This is a genomic window from Imperialibacter sp. (assembly GCF_048007035.1).
GTDB lineage: Bacteria > Bacteroidota > Bacteroidia > Cytophagales > Cyclobacteriaceae > Imperialibacter.
Window position 1 is genome coordinate 3422501 of the sequence record NZ_CP180355.1, and the last position, 16906, is coordinate 3439406.

13 protein-coding genes and 2 rRNA genes (1 of these 15 only partly in view) are annotated in these 16906 nt (G+C 48.0%); 5 read left to right on the forward strand and 10 right to left on the reverse strand.

From position 1 onward, the window contains the following. From ACMVP2_RS14740 to ACMVP2_RS14750, 3 genes are all read left to right on the forward strand, one after another. Nucleotides 1–447: ribosomal RNA gene (locus ACMVP2_RS14740) — 23S ribosomal RNA — on the forward strand; it begins 2454 nt to the left of the window's first position. A 143-nt stretch (nucleotides 448–590) separates the two neighbouring features. Next, nucleotides 591–702, forward strand: a 5S ribosomal RNA gene (rrf, locus tag ACMVP2_RS14745). A 311-nt stretch (nucleotides 703–1013) separates the two neighbouring features. Next, nucleotides 1014–1169 (forward strand): zinc ribbon domain-containing protein, encoded by a 156-nt coding sequence (locus ACMVP2_RS14750; RefSeq protein WP_416868183.1) that lies wholly within the window; start codon nucleotides 1014–1016, stop codon nucleotides 1167–1169. 7 nt (nucleotides 1170–1176) lie between these two features. On the opposite strand, the gene ygiD is transcribed toward ACMVP2_RS14750, so the two are convergent. Further along, a complete protein-coding gene (gene ygiD / locus ACMVP2_RS14755) occupies nucleotides 1177–2001 on the reverse strand; it encodes a 4,5-DOPA dioxygenase extradiol (protein ID WP_416868184.1) in 825 nt (274 codons plus the stop codon). Nucleotides 2002–2252: 251 nt separating this feature from the next. Here ygiD and ACMVP2_RS14760 point away from each other — a divergent pair, with 251 nt between their 5' ends. Together ACMVP2_RS14760 and ACMVP2_RS14765 are read left to right on the forward strand one after the other, a co-directional pair. Then, nucleotides 2253–4700, forward strand: coding sequence for an ABC transporter permease (locus ACMVP2_RS14760; protein ID WP_416868185.1), 2448 nt, complete (start codon nucleotides 2253–2255; stop codon nucleotides 4698–4700). Nucleotides 4701–4787: 87 nt separating this feature from the next. Then, nucleotides 4788–6410 carry a sulfatase gene (locus ACMVP2_RS14765; protein ID WP_416868186.1) on the forward strand — a complete coding sequence of 541 codons (1623 nt, stop codon included), beginning with the start codon at nucleotides 4788–4790 and terminating at the stop codon, nucleotides 6408–6410. A 46-nt stretch (nucleotides 6411–6456) separates the two neighbouring features. Here the strand turns inward: ACMVP2_RS14765 and ACMVP2_RS14770 are convergent, their stop codons facing one another. The 9 genes from ACMVP2_RS14770 to ACMVP2_RS14810 all read right to left on the reverse strand — a co-directional run bounded on the left by ACMVP2_RS14770 (nucleotide 6457) and on the right by ACMVP2_RS14810 (nucleotide 16902). Then, nucleotides 6457–8214, reverse strand: a complete 1758-nt coding sequence (locus ACMVP2_RS14770) for a glycoside hydrolase family 9 protein (protein ID WP_416864059.1) — start codon at nucleotides 8212–8214, stop codon at nucleotides 6457–6459. Nucleotides 8215–8241: 27 nt separating this feature from the next. Then, complete coding sequence (locus ACMVP2_RS14775) at nucleotides 8242–8898, reverse strand: bifunctional 4-hydroxy-2-oxoglutarate aldolase/2-dehydro-3-deoxy-phosphogluconate aldolase (RefSeq protein WP_151999555.1); 657 nt, start codon at nucleotides 8896–8898, stop codon at nucleotides 8242–8244. A gap of 66 nt (nucleotides 8899–8964) precedes the next feature. Continuing rightward, entirely contained in the window at nucleotides 8965–10005 is a 1041-nt protein-coding gene (locus tag ACMVP2_RS14780) for a sugar kinase (protein WP_317488176.1), read from the reverse strand. Between the two features lie 84 nt (nucleotides 10006–10089). Next, complete coding sequence (locus ACMVP2_RS14785) at nucleotides 10090–11742, reverse strand: UxaA family hydrolase (protein WP_416864060.1); 1653 nt, start codon at nucleotides 11740–11742, stop codon at nucleotides 10090–10092. Nucleotides 11743–11751: 9 nt separating this feature from the next. Beyond that, entirely contained in the window at nucleotides 11752–13233 is a 1482-nt protein-coding gene (locus ACMVP2_RS14790; RefSeq protein WP_416864061.1) for a tagaturonate reductase, read from the reverse strand. Between the two features lie 67 nt (nucleotides 13234–13300). After that, nucleotides 13301–14311 carry a zinc-binding alcohol dehydrogenase family protein gene (locus ACMVP2_RS14795; protein ID WP_416864062.1) on the reverse strand — a complete coding sequence of 337 codons (1011 nt, stop codon included), beginning with the start codon at nucleotides 14309–14311 and terminating at the stop codon, nucleotides 13301–13303. A 100-nt stretch (nucleotides 14312–14411) separates the two neighbouring features. Continuing rightward, nucleotides 14412–15191 carry an SDR family oxidoreductase gene (locus ACMVP2_RS14800; RefSeq protein WP_416864063.1) on the reverse strand — a complete coding sequence of 260 codons (780 nt, stop codon included), beginning with the start codon at nucleotides 15189–15191 and terminating at the stop codon, nucleotides 14412–14414. A gap of 10 nt (nucleotides 15192–15201) precedes the next feature. Next, on the reverse strand, nucleotides 15202–16035 hold the full coding sequence (locus tag ACMVP2_RS14805; RefSeq protein WP_416864064.1) for an amidohydrolase family protein: 834 nt from the start codon (nucleotides 16033–16035) through the stop codon (nucleotides 15202–15204). A 12-nt stretch (nucleotides 16036–16047) separates the two neighbouring features. After that, nucleotides 16048–16902: a fumarylacetoacetate hydrolase family protein gene (locus ACMVP2_RS14810; RefSeq protein ID WP_416864065.1), complete on the reverse strand. Its 855-nt coding sequence runs from the start codon at nucleotides 16900–16902 to the stop codon at nucleotides 16048–16050. Nucleotides 16903–16906: the final 4 nt, after the last annotated feature.

Genomic DNA, 16906 nt, shown 5'->3' on the forward strand with positions numbered 1-16906 from the left:
ACTCTGGGGATAACAGGCTGATCTCCCCCAAGAGCTCACATCGACGGGGAGGTTTGGCACCTCGATGTCGGCTCGTCACATCCTGGGGCTGAAGAAGGTCCCAAGGGTTGGGCTGTTCGCCCATTAAAGTGGCACGCGAGCTGGGTTCAGAACGTCGTGAGACAGTTCGGTCCCTATCTGTTGTGGGCGTAAGAAGCTTGAGAGGACCTGACCTTAGTACGAGAGGACCGGGTTGGACTGACCGCTGGTGTACCAGTTGTATCGCCAGATGCACTGCTGGGTAGCTACGTCGGGATGAGATAAGCGCTGAAAGCATCTAAGTGCGAAACTCACCTCAAGATGAGGCTTCTATAAAGGGACGTTGTAGATGACGACGTTGATAGGCTGCAGGTGTAAAGGCAGAGATGTCAAAGCTGAGCAGTACTAATTACCCGAACGCTTTTTTATTGAAGAGAGTGCCCCGGACTTGTTCCGGGGCCTGGAACAGCTTGAATGTATTTTCTCTTGGTATGTCATAAGATATTTGTTGTTGGAGTAAGTCCAATGACGTTCAGTAGTTATCCATAAGGATAACAATCGAACAACGAGCTTTAGGTGACTATAGCGACGGGGTCCACCTCTTCCCATTCCGAACAGAGAAGTTAAGCCTGTCTGCGCCGATGGTACTGCTGTGCAAGGTGGGAGAGTAGGTCGTTGCCTGATTTTATCAAACAACCCACGGGTTGTCAGAGCCTCTAAGAGTAATCTTAGAGGCTTTTTTGCGTTTAAAAGGATTTAGAACCAAGCGAAAAACCAGATCAAGCGGAAAATATGGGGAGTATCGTGAAAGAGTATAATTTAAGCCTGTCTGCGCCAATGGTAGACTGGCCGTCCGCCTGTGTGCAAGGTGGGAGAGTAGGTCGTTGCCTGATTTTATCAAACAACCCGTAAGGTTGTTACAAGCCTCTAAGAGTAATCTTAGAGGCTTTTTTGCGTTTAGGATGATTATATTACCTTCAACGAAAAGCGTTAGGATGAAAAAGAAAGAATGTCCATCGTGTGCCATGGATGTTGATAGGAGCAGTAAAGTATGCCCTTTCTGCGGACACAAGTTTGAGCAATATTCCCCTGTGGTTAAATGGACGGCTATATTTCTGGTGCTTCTGTTTCTCCTCTATTTGATTATCTAAGGCATTATTAGCCGGAGATCTTAAATGAGGTCATGCTGATAGGGCCCCACGAATCATCATTGAAAAATGAAATCTCATCTTTTTGTTCCTGCAAGCCCAATATGTAGAGCATTGGTAAATAGTGCTCAGGGGTGGGAATAGCCAGTTGGGCTTCTTTCCCCAGAGATTGATAGTTGATTAACGGGGCATGGTTTCTATCCGATATGAGGCTCTTGAATTGAGCATTGATTGACTCCGTCCAGTCATATTTGGCAAACATGTCATTCCAGTTGACAAGGCGCAGGTTGTGTACCATGTTGCCACTGCCCAAAATAAGCACGCCCTTTTTTCTCAGGGTAGCCAGTTCTTTGGCCAAGTCGTAGTGCCACTGCGGCGACTTGAAGTGGTCTATGCTCATCTGGATAATGGGGATATCAGCATCCGGGTACATATTTTTGACCACGCTCCAGCAGCCATGGTCTAACCCCCAGTGATCATGGTCAAATAAAATGTCGGTTTTTTCAACAAGTTTTTTTGTTTCCTCTGCGAGTTCGGGGCTGCCAGGTGCTGCGTATTGAACGGCAAATAATTCCCTTGGAAATCCTCCAAAGTCATGAATAGTTTTTGGGTGTTCCATCGCCGTTACGAAAGTGCCTTTTGTTTCCCAGTGTGCTGAAATACAAAGGATAGCGGCTGGCTTCGGTAGCTCATAACCAAGCGAGTGCCACCCTTTTGTGTACGCATTTTCTTCAATGGCATTCATTGGGCTGCCATGCCCAACGAAAACTACTGGCATCTTTTCTGAAGCTTTCAGTGCTCCGCTAAACTTCCTTAGGTCATTCAAACTTTTCATGGCAACGGAATTGGTTGACGGTTCTTAAACGACTTTTGATGTATATACATGAAGTTACCTTGATTGGTTCCCGGCGTCTTCCGCATAAATCACTGACCTGTAGTATATTAATATTCCTAGTAACCATTGGCCTGAAATGAAGTCTTTACTAAATTAACAATGCATTGGGCAAAAACTCTTCTGTTGATTCATCAACAGGCTTTTTATTTTTTGTTTATCAGGACTAATCAATCATGGTTAAAAATCTCATTATGGCTTCGTTTAGAAGCCTGCTGAAAAACCGTTTCTTTTCGGCACTCAACATCATTGGCCTTTCAATTGGTGTAGCGGTTTTCATGTTAATAGCTCAGTACGTCCACTTTGAACGGAGCTACGAAAATTTTATTCCAGAAGCCGATAATATTTACAGGGTCAAGCTTGACGTGTTCAGGAACGGTGAACAGATAATTTCTAGTGCTGAGAACTATCCTGGTGCCGGGCCTGCGTTTCTTCATGAATTTTTTGAAGTGACAAATTACGCCCGTCTCTACAATTTGGGCTATAAGAATAATGTCATTATCACCTATACGCCACAGGCGGGCGAGCCGGTGGCTTTCAAGCAACGTAGGTTTCTTTATGCTGACTCCTCATTTCTGTCGTTGATGGGATATGAGATGGTGTCAGGCGACGCTGCCATGGCATTGGCTGAGCCCTTTAAGGCCGTGATTTCTGAAACACAGGCGAAAAAGTATTTTGGGAACGATAATCCTATCGGGAAGTTGATACGGATGCAGGATGATGATTTCAACAATGAGCTTTGTGAGGTGACTGGCGTTTTCAGAGACCTTCCTCCAAATACCCATCTAAAGTTTGATGTGCTTTTTTCCTATAAAACATTATATGCAAGAGGAGAATATGCTCCCGGGCGATATAATACCAGTTGGGCTAGAAAGGATATGTACACTTTTGTAAAGCTAAGGCCAGGAACCGACCTGGAAACACTTGAGGCAAAATTTCCTGCTGTTGTTGATAAGTACAAGCCCAAGGATCAGACTATAGCAGTAGAAGATAAACTAAGTCTCCAGGCACTGCAAGATATTCACCTCCATAGCAATTTAGCGGACGAGCCGGAGACGAACGGTGATGCGGATATTGTTTTATTTCTCAGCTTAATTGGTGTTTTCGTCATCATAATTGCGTGGATTAATTACGTCAATCTTGCAACGGCCCGGGCGTTGGAAAGAGCCAGAGAAGTAGGCATCAGAAAAGTAATGGGGGCGTATAGAAATCAACTTATTGCTCAGTTTATGGTTGAGTCGGCCATTGTAAATCTGATTGCACTCGTTCTGGCGTTAATCATTTCGCTGGCTTGCCTGGGTATTTATAACAATGTGTCTGGCTTGTCACTTACAGCCTCTTATTTTGTGGCAGGCTGGTTTGTTTTGCTGGTGGCAGTTATCTGGCTCGTTGGTACCACTCTTTCCGGCTTTTACCCTGCTTTTGTTTTGTCGTCTTTTGCTCCGGTGGAAGTTTTAAGAGGAAAGTTGGCGACCAGCCAGCGTGGTGTCATGCTTAGGAAAGGACTTGTTTTGCTCCAATTTGTTGCCTCTGTTTCACTCATTGCAGGTACTCTGATCGTGTTTAATCAGCTCAAGTACATGACGAGTCAGGACATTGGAGTTAATATTGATCAGGTACTTGTTGTAGAGAGGCCGGGGATAGCTCCAAGGGACAGGGAAGCATTCAATTCTTCCATCGACGTGTTCAGGAATGAAATAAGGCAAAGCCCTGCGCTGAATGCTGTAAGCACGACGGCGACGGTTCCGGGGAAGCAGAGAGATTACATAGTGGGAGTAAAAAAATACGGAACGTCGGACGACAACATTGTGCCACTGCGTTTCAATAGTATGGATTACGATTATCAGGATGTCTTTGAACCCTCTCTGATAGCAGGCAGATACTTCGCAAGGGAATTCACCGCAGACCAAGACACTTCGGTTATTATTACTGAGTCAGCGGTGTCACTGCTTGGGTTCAGCTCTCCGACAGATGCAGTAGGGAAGTTTGTCGACATACCAGGGTTTCGTTGGGCACCCAAGATAGTGGGTGTGGTGAATGACTATCATCAAAAGTCATTCAAGAACGCCCTGGAGCCAAGCATTTTCTACTGCACATTATATGGCGGGGAGTTTTATTCCGTGCGCCTGGTGACCAATGACTTGCAGGGTGCAATCAAGGAAGTGCAAGAGGCATGGACGAAGGCATTTCCCGGCAATCCCTTTGACTATTTTTTTCTTGACGACTACTTCAATGCACAGTATGAAAATGAACGAAAGTTTGGCAAGCTTTTCACCACTTTTGCCGTGTTAGCCGTGCTGATTGGTTGCCTTGGTCTGCTTGGCCTGGCTACTTTCACTGCCCAGCAGCGCACCAAAGAAATTGCGATAAGAAAAGTGCTCGGTTCGAAAGTGGCGGGCATCTTCTTTTTACTACTAAAAGACTATCTCATCATCATTGGAATTGCCATTGTTGCATCTGCTCCGATTGTTTATTTTCTCATGCAGAACTGGATCAACGACTTTCCTTATCAAACGGAAATCGGCATAGATGTATTTGCACTGGCTGGTTTAGCCGTATTGGTGATTTCTGTACTTACAGTTAGTTTCCAAACGATGAAGGTAGCCACGGCCAACCCTGTAAGATCACTTAGGAATGAGTGAAGAAAAGCAGTTGCCTTTTTCTGCTGATGCAGCATCTTTTTAAGATCATTCGTATTTTGAGCTTCCATTAAAGGAAGCTCAAAAATTATGAAACGATTTCTACTGCCTCTCTTGTCTGTATTAGCCTTTGGTTGCTCTCAAAATGAAAGCAGTACGCAGGAGAGCAAGGAGGAAGTGCCGAAGCCCAATATTCTTTTTATCATGTCCGATGACCACGCTATGAAGGCTATTAGTGCCTATAGCAAAGAACTTATCAGGACGCCAAATATTGATCGGATTGCTCAGGAAGGTGCGCTGATGCGAAATGCCTTTGTTACAAACTCCATCTGCGCTCCCAGTCGTGCGGCCATTCTGACAGGAAAATACAGCCACCTGAATGGCTTGAGAGACAACCGGGATGAGTTTGATGGTAGTCAGATGATATTTCCGAAGCTGCTTAAAACGGCAGGCTACCAAACCTACCTGATAGGGAAATGGCATTTGAAATCGAAGCCACAGGGATTTGATTTCTGGAAGATACTTATCGATCAGGGGGAGTATTACAACCCGAGACTGGTCACTGAAGATGATACCACAGTTGTTAACGGCTATACCACAGATGTGATTACTGATGAGGGGCTCTCGGTTCTGCAAAGCAGAGATAAGTCAAAGCCTTTTGTTATGTTGCTTCAACACAAGGCCCCGCATAGAAACTGGCAGCCAAACATCAAACATTTGCGGCTTTTTGAGGAAGATCTGCCTATTCCTGCGACGCTATATGATGACTACAAAGGCAGGCAAGCCCTGGCTGAGCAAGATCAGCAAATCACCAATATGTGGCTGTCTAACGACCTTAAATTGACGCCAGATTATTATGAAGAAGAAACCGGCACGGGTGGCGCTGTTGGCCCTTCTGACCCGGAATCCTCCTATGCAGCGATGTTGAATAGAATGACTGAAGAGCAGAGAATGCCCTGGGACGCTTACTACGACTCTGTTGGGTTGGCTTTCAAGTCGGCTAATCTTTCCGGAAAAGAGTTATGGAACTGGAAGTACCAGAGGTACATCAAAGACTACCTGAAGTGCATTGTGTCTGTGGACGAAAATGTTGGGAGAGTGCTCGACTATCTTGAGGCGGAGGGACTGGCGGAGAACACCATTGTTGTGTACACATCGGATCAAGGGTTTTATTTGGGGGAGCATGGTATGTACGACAAGCGGTTTATGTACGAGGAATCGTTCAGAACGCCTATGCTTATCAAATATCCGAAGGGGATCAGGTCAGGAACCTCTATTGAGGAGTTGGTGATGAATATTGATTTTGCGCCGACTTTTCTTGACTACGCTGGAGTAGAGATACCAAAAGAAATGCAGGGCCTGTCAATGCGGCCTTTGTTTGAGACAAGGGGTGAAAGACCCGAATGGCGTGAGTCGGTATACTATCATTATTATGAGTATCCTCATGGTTGGCACAAAGTAAAAAGGCACTATGGCATCAGAAACTACAGGTATAAACTTATTCATTTTTACCATGATGTAGACACCTGGGAGCTGTATGATTTACAGCAAGATCCTCAGGAGATGAATAACCTCATTGATGATCCAAAATATGGGGATGTAGTCGAAGAGTTGAAAGCCAAACTGATGGAAAAGCAGATTGAGCTGAACGAACAGCCCGAGATCATTGACTTAACACGGGGTGAGGAGTTCATAGGCGGAGATCGCTTATAATTCTGTCCGGAGCGGGGGCAAAACTGAGTGGGTGGTAAGGGGCTGATTAGTTGTTGTAAAGAACTTCCATGGCCCCCAGGAGGTAAACCAAAGGAGCGTTCCAGTTAATAGCAATTTCGTTTGATGCATAAGAACAATCAGCATCGACAAACGACTCGTCGGGAATATTTGAAGGGTAGCCTTCGCAGCCATCCTGTTGTCCGGGGTTGGGACCGCCAGAAAGTAGGCCGGGAACAGGCTCGTCTATCCCATCAGCAACTGACGGTCGGTGGTGAGGATGCATTGGGGTCTTGTCGCCATGGCCCGTTACAAAGGAATAGTCGGTTGCGTTTCTGCCAAGCAGATAATCCACGTTACTCAGGGCCCCTTCCAGATACTTTTTGTCGTTGGTCAATCGGTAGGTTTGAAGCAATGCGACACCCTGGTTCGCAGCTACGGCACCGCTACCCCAGACAAAATCTTTTTCCGAACCACCCATTACCGTTTGCCAGGCAGCTGACCCATTTAACAACCCATCTGCAAAATTTATCAACTGAGCTCTTAAAGCAGTTATTTCCGAAAAGCTGGTGTGCGGAAGTTTATTGATAAAGCGGGCGAGCGAATAGTAGCCCATTAGTCTCACATTTCCCCAAGAAGGTAAAGACAGATTCTCGTCAGGAAATAGGTTGATGGCGGAATAATAGGCCTCGTCGCTTGTTGTAATGTAAAGTTCACACGCTGCCCAAATGAACTCGTCACTTACTGACTTGTCGCCGTAGGCTCCGGTAGTTATGTCCGGATCGTGGGCCTTGTTCACTTCGTCTTGACTGTAAAGTACCTCCGGGTTTTGCTGTGCCCACTTCCATGCCTTTTTGGAGGCGGTCAGGCAGCTGTCGGTAAGACCGGGCAGCTGAGATTCGAAGTTTGCAAAAACCCTGCTTGCTTGAGCGGTTACGGCAGCGAAATCCAGCGTGGCAGTGGTGCTTTTTTGCACAACCCACCTCTTGTTGGTAGCGTTTTCAGGCATCACCATGCCCTCAAATTTGGCTGTGGTCAGTTTATGGTAAACCCCACCGTCGGTGTCTTGCATCCGCAGCATCCAGCGAAGATTCCAGAGCGTTTCATCAAGAAGATCCGGAATATCATTGTTGCTTTCAGGAATATTCAGATCAAGCTTGCTGTAATAGGCAGGGAAGTCTTCATAAGCGGACAGTAAAGTACCCATTGTAATGCCGCTATTGACAATGTACTTATTATAGTCGCCGGCATCGTACCAGCCTTTGGGGGCCGACAGTTTGAAGTCGGTGGGCCTTTCGGATGTTGCCGCCGAGGGGTGTACAAATACGGCGGTGTCGGGATGACCAGCCGCCCTGGCCCATTTACCAGCATAAATTTCCAGCAGGTCAATTGACATGCGCTGATAGTAAAAGCCTTTTATGGAAGCTTTGCTGACTTCATCCAGGACATTTTGCTTTATTTCAAAGGGATAGGAGTCGGCTAGGCCATCCGCCTGAATAACATAGCGACCCGGCCTGTCGAGTATCGTGAAATCGGCAGCACGAGTGGTGTAGTTGCCAAATGAGGATTGGTTCGGCTTACCAAGCTGTCCTTCAAAAACTGCCTTGTTCGAGGTCAGGTCAACCACAGTGAATTTCTCCGCCGTTGCACCTTTAATGATGGCGATTTTAGGAGCGCCAACGTAAAACCCAATTTGGTTAAGGTAAACACCAGAGCCCTCGGCGGGCTCTGACGTATTTTGTTGCTGACAGGCTAAAGAAATGGCCAATAACAAAATAAGGTTCAGGACACTTCCGGCGTATTTCATGCAGTTCCTGTTTTCAGGGGTGAAATTTTAGATCTTCTTAATCAGCTCAATCGCCTCCTTTGTTTTCTTTTCCAAACCTGCATAGTCTTTTGCATCCAGCAGGTCTTTGCTTACCAGCTTGCTGCCCATGCCTACGGCACACACACCTGATTTAAACCAGCCTTTGAGGTTGCTTTCTTCAGCCTCTACACCACCTGTTGGCATAAAGAGAAGATCGGAGAAAACTGCTTTGACTGCCGATACAAACTCGGGGCCAAGGAGGTTGCCCGGAAACAGTTTTACCAACTTTGCACCGTTTAGCTCTGCGCCAGCGATTTCAGTTGGTGTCATACAGCCAGGGATCCATTGCAAACCAGCCTTGTGTGTTACTTCTGCCACATCTGGGTTCATGGCGGGGCAGATGATATAGTCGGCGCCGATGCCGATAAAGCTGCGAGCGGCTCCCACATCTTTAATGGTTCCTATGCCGAGGAGCAGCCCGGGAAAATCCTTCGACGATTGCTTCTTCAGGTATTCGAAAACACCGAAAGCTTCCGCTCCCCTGTTGGTGAATTCTATCGTACGAATACCAGCCTTATAAAGGGCTTCAATGGCTCTGATGCTCACTTCTTTGTCGGAATGATAAAATAGTGGAAGCATTCTTTGGGCCTTAATAGCGGCTATGGCGTCTGGTCTATTGGACATGTCTCTTTTTTGATATGGATGCGTAAAACAAAGAAATAAAATTGTGCCGCCGAAACGGCACGTTTACTAACGGGCTACTCTACCGGAAGCGTCGCCTCCCATGAGTTTTTCCACCTCGCTTTTGGTAGCCAGGTTGGCATCACCAACGATGGTATGCTTCAGACACGAAGCGGCAACTGCGAAATCAAGCGCATGCTGATCGTTGTCAGGATACTGCAGCAACCCGTAGATCAGACCGCCCATGAAGGAATCGCCACCGCCGACACGATCAACAATGTGAGTGATCTGATATTGCTTCGATTCGAACATCTTTTTGCCGTCGTACAATACCCCAGCCCAAGAGTTGTGTGATGCAGAGATAGAACCTCTCAACGTAGTAATTACTTTCTTAGCCTTTGGGAACTTCACCATCATTTGCTTACACACCGAAAGAAAGGCTTGAGCTGTTACTTCATGTCCTTGCGTGGTCACGTTCAGTCCTTCTGGCTTTATGCCAAAGTGCATTTCGGCGTCCTCTTCATTGCCAAGAATGATATCGCAATAGGAAGTAAGCTCCGTCATGATGGGCTCGGAAGGCACACCATATTTCCAAAGTTTAGCTCTGTAGTTGAGGTCAGTAGAAATAGTGATGCCCATGTCGCTGGCCACCTTAACGGCCTCAAGGCAAGCGTCGGCTGAGCCCTGCGAAATGGCGGGCGTAATACCAGTCCAGTGGAACCAGCCAGCTCCTTCAAATACCTTTTTCCAATCGATCATGCCCGGCTTGATGTCGGCCATAGAAGAGTGAGCTCTGTCGTAGACTACTTTGCTGCCACGACTCACGGCGCCGGTTTCCAGGAAGTAAATCCCCAGACGATCTCCCCCGAAAATGATGTTTTGCGTATTCACACCCCGCTTGCGCATCTCCATCAACGCACATTCGCCAAGATCGTTTTTGGGGAGCCTGGTGACAAAGTCAACAGGTACGCCATAGTTGGCCAGTGAAACGGCCACGTTTGATTCGCCGCCTCCATAAACCACGTCGAAGGAGTTGGCCTGTGAAAATCTAAGAAAACCCGGAGGTGATAACCTCAACATGATCTCGCCAAATGTTACTACTTTTTTCATTGTAGGAGTGAATTAATTCGGATGAAAGTTAAAACATTTTCTTTATTCTAATGCCTGATATGGCCATCTGGTTATTAGACGAAATTAAAGGGAAACACCCCTCTTCCAGGGAATAAAATCTTCCTGGCCATTTCGATCAGCTGCACATTTTTCTTCGCCACTAGCGACTTTGATCAGGTAATCGAGGATGCGCCCGCCTGCTTGTTCGATAGTTTCGCTGCCTTCGATAATGGGGCCTGTATTGATATCAATGATGTCAGGCATTTTTTCATACAGCTTGGTATTACTCGACAGCTTGATGACCGGGGCTATCGGATTGCCTGTAGGCGTGCCCAGACCTGTTGTGAAGAGGCAGATTGTTGCGCCGGAGCCAACCATGCCCGTTGTTGATTCCACATCATTGCCAGGTGTGCAAAGTAGCGTAAGGCCTTGCTTGCGCACCTTTTCGGGGTAGTCGAGCACATCCATTACCGGCGAAGTGCCGCCTTTTTTCGCCGCTCCTGCCGATTTGATGGCATCAGTGATCAGACCATCCTTGATATTACCTGGGGAGGGGTTCATGTCGAAGCCAGACCCTGCCTCGTGGGCTCGTTGGTTGTAGCGAGTCATCAGGTCGACAAATCGATTGGCTGTGGCTTCGTCAACACAGCGGTCGCAAAGCTCTTGTTCTACTCCGCAAAGTTCAGGGAACTCCGAAAGGATGACTGAGCCACCCAGGGCCGATATGAGATCGGAAGTATAGCCAATAGCCGGATTGGCCGAGATGCCTGAGAATCCGTCAGAACCGCCACATTCCAGCCCCACGCAAAGTTTGCTTAACGGTGCGGGCTCTCTATGTGACTGGTTGGCGATGATCAGTCCTGTAAAGATCTGTTTCACTGCCTCACCAATAAGGTCTGCTTCACGACCCATTTTCTGCTGTTCAAACACCTGAAAAGGCTTGTTGAACTGAGGGGAGCGCTTGTCAATTTCTTCTTTCAAAATGCTGGCTTGTGCATTCTGACAACCAAGGCTTAGCACCGTTGCGCCTGCGACATTGGGGTTGGTGATGTAGCCAGCCAACAAGCCGCAAAGTGCCTGCGCATCCTGGCGGGTGCCACCGCAGCCCATGGAGTGGGTGAGGAAGCGGATGCCGTCTACATTGGGGAAAAGTGGGTTGTTGCTAACGCCAATGGTGGTTTCGTCAAAAGCCACTTCCTGTATGTCGGAAACACTCTGCCCCGACTGGTACATGGAAATTAGTCTTTTTGTGAACTGCTTGTATTTTTTTGGACTGGAGAAGCCGAGTTCCTCCAGAAGTGCCTCTTTCAAAGAGTCAACGTTTTTGTTTTCACAAAAAACCATTGGCACCACTACCCAGTAGTTGGCGGTGCCTACGGAGCCGTCTGACCGGTGATAACCCATGAACGTTTTGCTTTTCCATTTGCTAACATCAGGGGCGATCCAGTTGGTCTTTTTCTCTCTGGCATGAAGGTCGCCCACCGCATGAGTGGTATTTTCGACGGAAATTCTCATGCCCTTTGCAATGGGATTTTTAGCAGTGCCCACAACAAGACCGTACATTTTGATTTTATCCCCCTGAGCCATGTCATTCATGGTGAACTTGTGCTTGGCGGCAATAGGCTCTTTGAGGGTGTAGCTGGCTCCGTCCAGGCTCACTGTGTCGCCCTGGGCAAGGTCGGTGAGGGCAACGATGACGTTGTCGGCTGGGTGTACTTTAAGGACTTTAGCGTTCATGGCAGAAATTTACAAAACAGTTTGCAGTGCAGCCCTCATTCCGCCGGAAGAAATAAGGGAGAGTTTTTCGGTGACGTCTTTTTCGAAGCCTGGTAGCCTGGTGAGATCGGTGCCCCAAAGGCTTTCGTCCCTGAGTACGGCATTGGCTATTTTCTCCTCACCATGCTTTTTCCAAAGATCGCTCAGGTAGCCAGCTTTGTCATCCTGAATCATATATTCTTTTCCATTGGCGTTTCCATAGTACTCCTCCCCTTTTGCTTCTGACTTCATAAAACGAATGAACGCCGCAAAGCCAAGGGCGAACAACTTTGGCGCTTCCGAATTATGCTCGTAATGTTTGAGCAAAATAGGCACATCCCTCATCTTTATTTTGGAAGAATACTGCAAGGTGATGCTCAGCCATTTGTGTTGGATAAATGGATTGCGGAAGCGATCAAGAACAGTTTGTCCATAGCTTCGGGCTTCGTCTACCGAAAGCGATGGGCCGCTGATGGCCGGTGCCAGCTCCTGCATCATGAGGGTTTCAATGAAGCCGGACAGTGCATTGTCTTTCATGCCTTCTTTCACCGTTTCGATGCCAGCGAGCACTCCTATGCCACTTGAAAGGGTATGCGTTCCGTTGAGCAGTCGCAGCTTCAGTTCCCGGTACTTTGTGATATCTGGTGCAATCACAACGCCTTTGTCTGCTTTGGCAAAAGAAATCGTTTCGGCGACTCTTTGATGAGCTGCCTCAATAGCCCAGAGGCTGTAAGGTTCAGAAAGAATGGCCAGGTCATCAGTGTAGTCGAAATTGCGGTCAGTATCGGGAAGTTTTCCGGGCACTATTCTGTCGACAAGAGAACTACAGAAGTGGTTGGCTTCGGAAATCCACTTTATGAAAGCTGTATCCAGCTGGTTTTGTTGTGCCAACGTAAGCACGATGTCTTTCAGCTTTTGTCCATTGTCGACAATAAGTTCTGTGGGCACGATGACAAACCCTGGCAGGCCGACAGCGTAGCGAGCCTGTAATATGGCCAGCAGCTTACCTGGAAATGATGCTGGAGGCTTGGCCGTGATTTTATCCCCGTCAAGTAAAGCAATTCCCACTTCGGTGGTGTTGGAAACAATGACCTCTATGTCGGGATTGACCGCACATTTCATGATTTCTTCCCACTCGCTTTTAGCGGAAAGCACCCGGCTGATGCTGCTGTTGACAATTGTTTGGTCAACAGTTTTTCCTTCTTGAATGCCTCTGACAACATGGGTATATAGTCCGTCCTGCTCCTGGAATTCGTCGGCGCCTCCCCGGTCGGTAGACTTAATAACGACAACTCTACCATTGAAAAGCCCTTGTCTGTTGGCTTTGTCGATGAAGTAGTCGATAAGTCCACGAAGCAGAATGCCTGTGCCAAACTGGAGCACTTTTTCCGGGAGGGTAAAGACGTTGGAGGGAGGCACAGCGGTTCCTTTCGGGAATTCAATTTCTTGAAGGGTTTGTTTGGTAAGTTTCATTGAAATCGGTTGGGAGGTCAAAACGGCCCCTAGTTACATATTTTTAGAGAATGCTGAAAAACGGGTTTTACATCTCCACCATAGCTTTGATGACGCCTGTTTTTGGATCGAGCCACGAGTCGAAAGTTTTCTTTACTTTATCAAAGGCGACCCGGTGTGTGATATAGGTACCCGGGTCGATGAGTTTACTTTTCATGGAGGCCAGCACATGCTCAAAGTCTTCCCGGCTGGCATTGCGGCTGCTCATCAGGGTGCCTTCCCGTTTGTGAAACTCGGGGTGGCTGAATGTGATGTCTCCTTTTTGCAGACCAACGAGTATGTACCGGGCACTGTGTGCCATGTAGCTAAAAGCTTTATTGATAGCAAACAAGCTGCCAGTGGCGTCGAAAACCGCAGTTGGCATGCTACCGGCTGTGATGTCCTTAATGGTTTCGGCAGGGTTTCCTTCTGAAGGATTAACCGTAAGGGCCACAATGTCTTTTTCTTTGCAAAAGGCTAGTCGCTGGTCGTTGATATCAATTGCTATGACTTTGGCACCGGCTATTCTGGCAAACTCCATAATGCCCAACCCAATAGGCCCGGCACCAATCACCAGCGCAAATTCGCCCTTTCTTATTTGCGCCCGTCTTACTGCGTGGGCTCCGATTGCCAGCGGCTCCACAAGAGCCAGTTCTTCTAAGGTATGATCGTTGCCATGCACCAAAGAATAAGAAGGGACAGAAAGGTACTCAGCCATGCCGCCGTCGATGTGCACACCACTTACTTTAAGGGTTTCGCAGCAGTTGGGCCTGCCAGAAGTACAGGCAATGCAGGTGCCGCAGTTGAAGTAGGGGATGAAGGTAACCTGCTCGCCTTTTGAGAAGCCTGGAGCGTCTGTTTCGGCTATCTCAGCTGCTAGTTCGTGCCCCAGGATTCTCGGGTAATTGAAGTAGGGCTGGGTGCCTTCATAGGCATGAAGATCAGTACCACAGATGCCTATCCTTTTGATTTTCAGAATGGTGTTGCCTTTGGAAAACAGAGGCTCTACAATGTCTTTATATTCGAACTGGCCGGGTGTGGTGCAAATGAGGGATTTCATTTAGTGATCGTCTATTTCAGTTTAGAAGAGTCCATAGGGTTGTCGAGTAGATGACGAGATAGATGGCGTTGTCCCTTACTTGATTGCAGACGCTCACGAATTAAAGTGCTCTGTCGAGGTGAACGTAGCCGCCATCGACATGAATGAGTTGTCCGGTGGTGTGGCTCGATCTGTCAGAAAGTAGAAACGCAACTGCGTTGGCGATTTCTTCCGGTGTTGTCATTCGGTTTTCCAGCGGAATTCGGTCTGTTACTTTTTTCAGGTACTCTTTTGGGTTGGGCTGTTGGGCCACAAACCATTCGTACATAGGTGTCCAGCACTCAGACACCACCACGCCATTGACCCTAATGCCGTATTTCAGCAGTTCCACCGCCCATTCCCGGGTGAGGGCATTGCGTCCACCATTGGCCGCTGCGTAGGCAGAGGTGCCACCCTGGCCGGTTTCGGCGGTTTTCGACACGATGTTCACGATGGCACCTTTGTCCGCCTTAAGGTAGGGCAGGGCATAATGAGCAATCATATAGTAGTGCACCACGTTTTTATGGATGCTTGCCATGAACTTTTCGTAGCTACCATGCTCCAGGTTCACACTGTCGTTAACGCCGGCGTTATTCACTACGCCGTCAATCCGCCCAGCTTTTTCAAAAGCAAATTGCACGGCTTTTTCGCATTCTTCCGGGCTGGTCAATTGCGTCGAGCGCTGGCAAGCTTTCCCTCCTGACTTCTCTATGTCGGCCACCACCCTCAGGTTGTCTTGCTCATCAAGACTTATGATGACAGGAATGGCACCTTCTTCTGCCAGGGTTTTGGAAATGGCTTCACCTATGCCTCTTCCGCCGCCGGTGACGATGATTACTTTGTCTTTTAGGTGTAGATTCATAATGTTTTGCTCAATCCAAATGATAAAACCTCGTTGCATTCCCCCCCAAAAAAGCTGCTTGCTCGCTCTTTGAAAAGCCGGAAAAATAATCGTCGACGAGGTCGACCACCTGCGTGTAGTCGGCTGCACAAAGGCAAACGGGCCAGTCGGAGCCGAACATGAGACGATTCATTCCAAAGCCTTCAACAACGGCATCAAGATAAGGGCGAAAGTCAGCCTTCTGCCAGTTTTTCCAATCGGCTTCGGTGACCATGCCAGATACCTTGCACATAACGTTGTTGAACTGGGCCAACGCACCAATGTCCTTTTTCCATTCCTCAATCTTGCCTGCCTTGATGTACGGCTTGGCAAGATGATCCAACACAAAAGGCTGATCGGGGAACTCTTTGACTAAATCGCAGGCATTTTTCAGGTGCTTTGGGAAAATGAGAATGTCATACGTCAATCCAAATTTCCTGAGCTTTCCGATCCCATTTCGAAAAGCTGGTCGCAACATAAAAGCGTCGTCGGTTTCTCCCTGCAGGATGTGTCGAAACCCTTTCAATTTTTTATGCTTGCTAAGCGAGGCGAGCTGCTGCTCTATGTCTTCCGTTTGTAAATCCACCCAGCCCACTACGCCCTTGATAAAATCGTTGGCTTGTGCATTCGCCAACTGAAATTCATTTTCTTGCTGGTTTTGATCGACTTGTACGAGGACACAGCCATCGATGCCGTGCGCATGAAGCACCGGCTCAAGGTCATCGGGCATAAAATCCCGCTGTATCACCTTCATGGAGTCGTCGATCCAGCCATGTCGGGCCGGATCGTACTTCCAAAAGTGCTGATGAGCGTCAATTTTTGGCATCGTTGCAGGCAGTCAGGCCTTCCATGCAACTACCTTCTGCTTCGACACGCCCATGCCGTCGATGCCCAGCTCCATCACGTCGCCTGGCTTCAGGTAAATCGGTGGATTGAAACCGAGCCCAACACCTTTAGGTGTTCCTGTGGAAATAACATCACCTGGAAGCAGGGTCATGAACTGGCTCAGGTAAGAGATGAGGAATGGCACCTTAAAGATCAGGTCTGAGGTGGAGCCGTCCTGCATCATTTTGCCGTTGACGGAAAGCCAAAGACGCACATTGTTGATGTCTTTTATTTCATCGGGAGTGACCACATAGGGCCCGAGGGGGGCAAATGTGTCGCAGCCCTTGCCTTTGTCCCAGGTGCCACCACGCTCCAGCTGGAATTCCCGTTCCGATACGTCGTTGTGCAAGCAGTAGCCAGCCACGTGTTTCATGGCATCTGCTTCTGACACATAGCTTGCCTTCGCTCCTATGATGACTGCCAGTTCCACCTCCCAGTCAGTTTTTACCGAGTTTTTAGGAATCATTACGTCATCATTTGGCCCGACAAGTGATGTTGTAGACTTCATGAAAAGGATGGGCTCTTCGGGAATTTTGGCACCAGATTCTTTGGCATGATCGGCGTAATTGAGGCCTATGCAGACAATTTTGGAGGGTCGGGCAATAGGGCTGCCAATTCTGGCACCTGCCGGCACTTTGTCAAGAGAAGGCTTATTTCTTTCAACAAAGCCCTTTAGCCTTTCCAACCCACCGGTTCCGAAGAATTTTTCGTCATAGTCCTCGCCGAGGGGTGATACGTCATAGTGCTGGCCGTCGATGGCTACACCTGGTTTTTCTTTGCCCGCCGGGCCAAATCGTAGTAGTTGCATGTAT

What these genes read in the sequence shown, in the direction of transcription:
- ACMVP2_RS14750 (WP_416868183.1), top strand. Translation starts at nt 1,014, where the DNA reads ATGAAAAAGAAAGAATGTCCATCGTGTGCCATGGATGTTGATAGGAGC.
- ygiD (WP_416868184.1), bottom strand. Translation starts at nt 2,001, where the DNA reads ATGAAAAGTTTGAATGACCTAAGGAAGTTTAGCGGAGCACTGAAAGCT.
- ACMVP2_RS14760 (WP_416868185.1), top strand. Translation starts at nt 2,253, where the DNA reads ATGGCTTCGTTTAGAAGCCTGCTGAAAAACCGTTTCTTTTCGGCACTC.
- ACMVP2_RS14765 (WP_416868186.1), top strand. Translation starts at nt 4,788, where the DNA reads ATGAAACGATTTCTACTGCCTCTCTTGTCTGTATTAGCCTTTGGTTGC.
- ACMVP2_RS14770 (WP_416864059.1), bottom strand. Translation starts at nt 8,214, where the DNA reads ATGAAATACGCCGGAAGTGTCCTGAACCTTATTTTGTTATTGGCCATT.
- ACMVP2_RS14775 (WP_151999555.1), bottom strand. Translation starts at nt 8,898, where the DNA reads ATGTCCAATAGACCAGACGCCATAGCCGCTATTAAGGCCCAAAGAATG.
- ACMVP2_RS14780 (WP_317488176.1), bottom strand. Translation starts at nt 10,005, where the DNA reads ATGAAAAAAGTAGTAACATTTGGCGAGATCATGTTGAGGTTATCACCT.
- ACMVP2_RS14785 (WP_416864060.1), bottom strand. Translation starts at nt 11,742, where the DNA reads ATGAACGCTAAAGTCCTTAAAGTACACCCAGCCGACAACGTCATCGTT.
- ACMVP2_RS14790 (WP_416864061.1), bottom strand. Translation starts at nt 13,233, where the DNA reads ATGAAACTTACCAAACAAACCCTTCAAGAAATTGAATTCCCGAAAGGA.
- ACMVP2_RS14795 (WP_416864062.1), bottom strand. Translation starts at nt 14,311, where the DNA reads ATGAAATCCCTCATTTGCACCACACCCGGCCAGTTCGAATATAAAGAC.
- ACMVP2_RS14800 (WP_416864063.1), bottom strand. Translation starts at nt 15,191, where the DNA reads ATGAATCTACACCTAAAAGACAAAGTAATCATCGTCACCGGCGGCGGA.
- ACMVP2_RS14805 (WP_416864064.1), bottom strand. Translation starts at nt 16,035, where the DNA reads ATGCCAAAAATTGACGCTCATCAGCACTTTTGGAAGTACGATCCGGCC.
- ACMVP2_RS14810 (WP_416864065.1), bottom strand. Translation starts at nt 16,902, where the DNA reads ATGCAACTACTACGATTTGGCCCGGCGGGCAAAGAAAAACCAGGTGTA.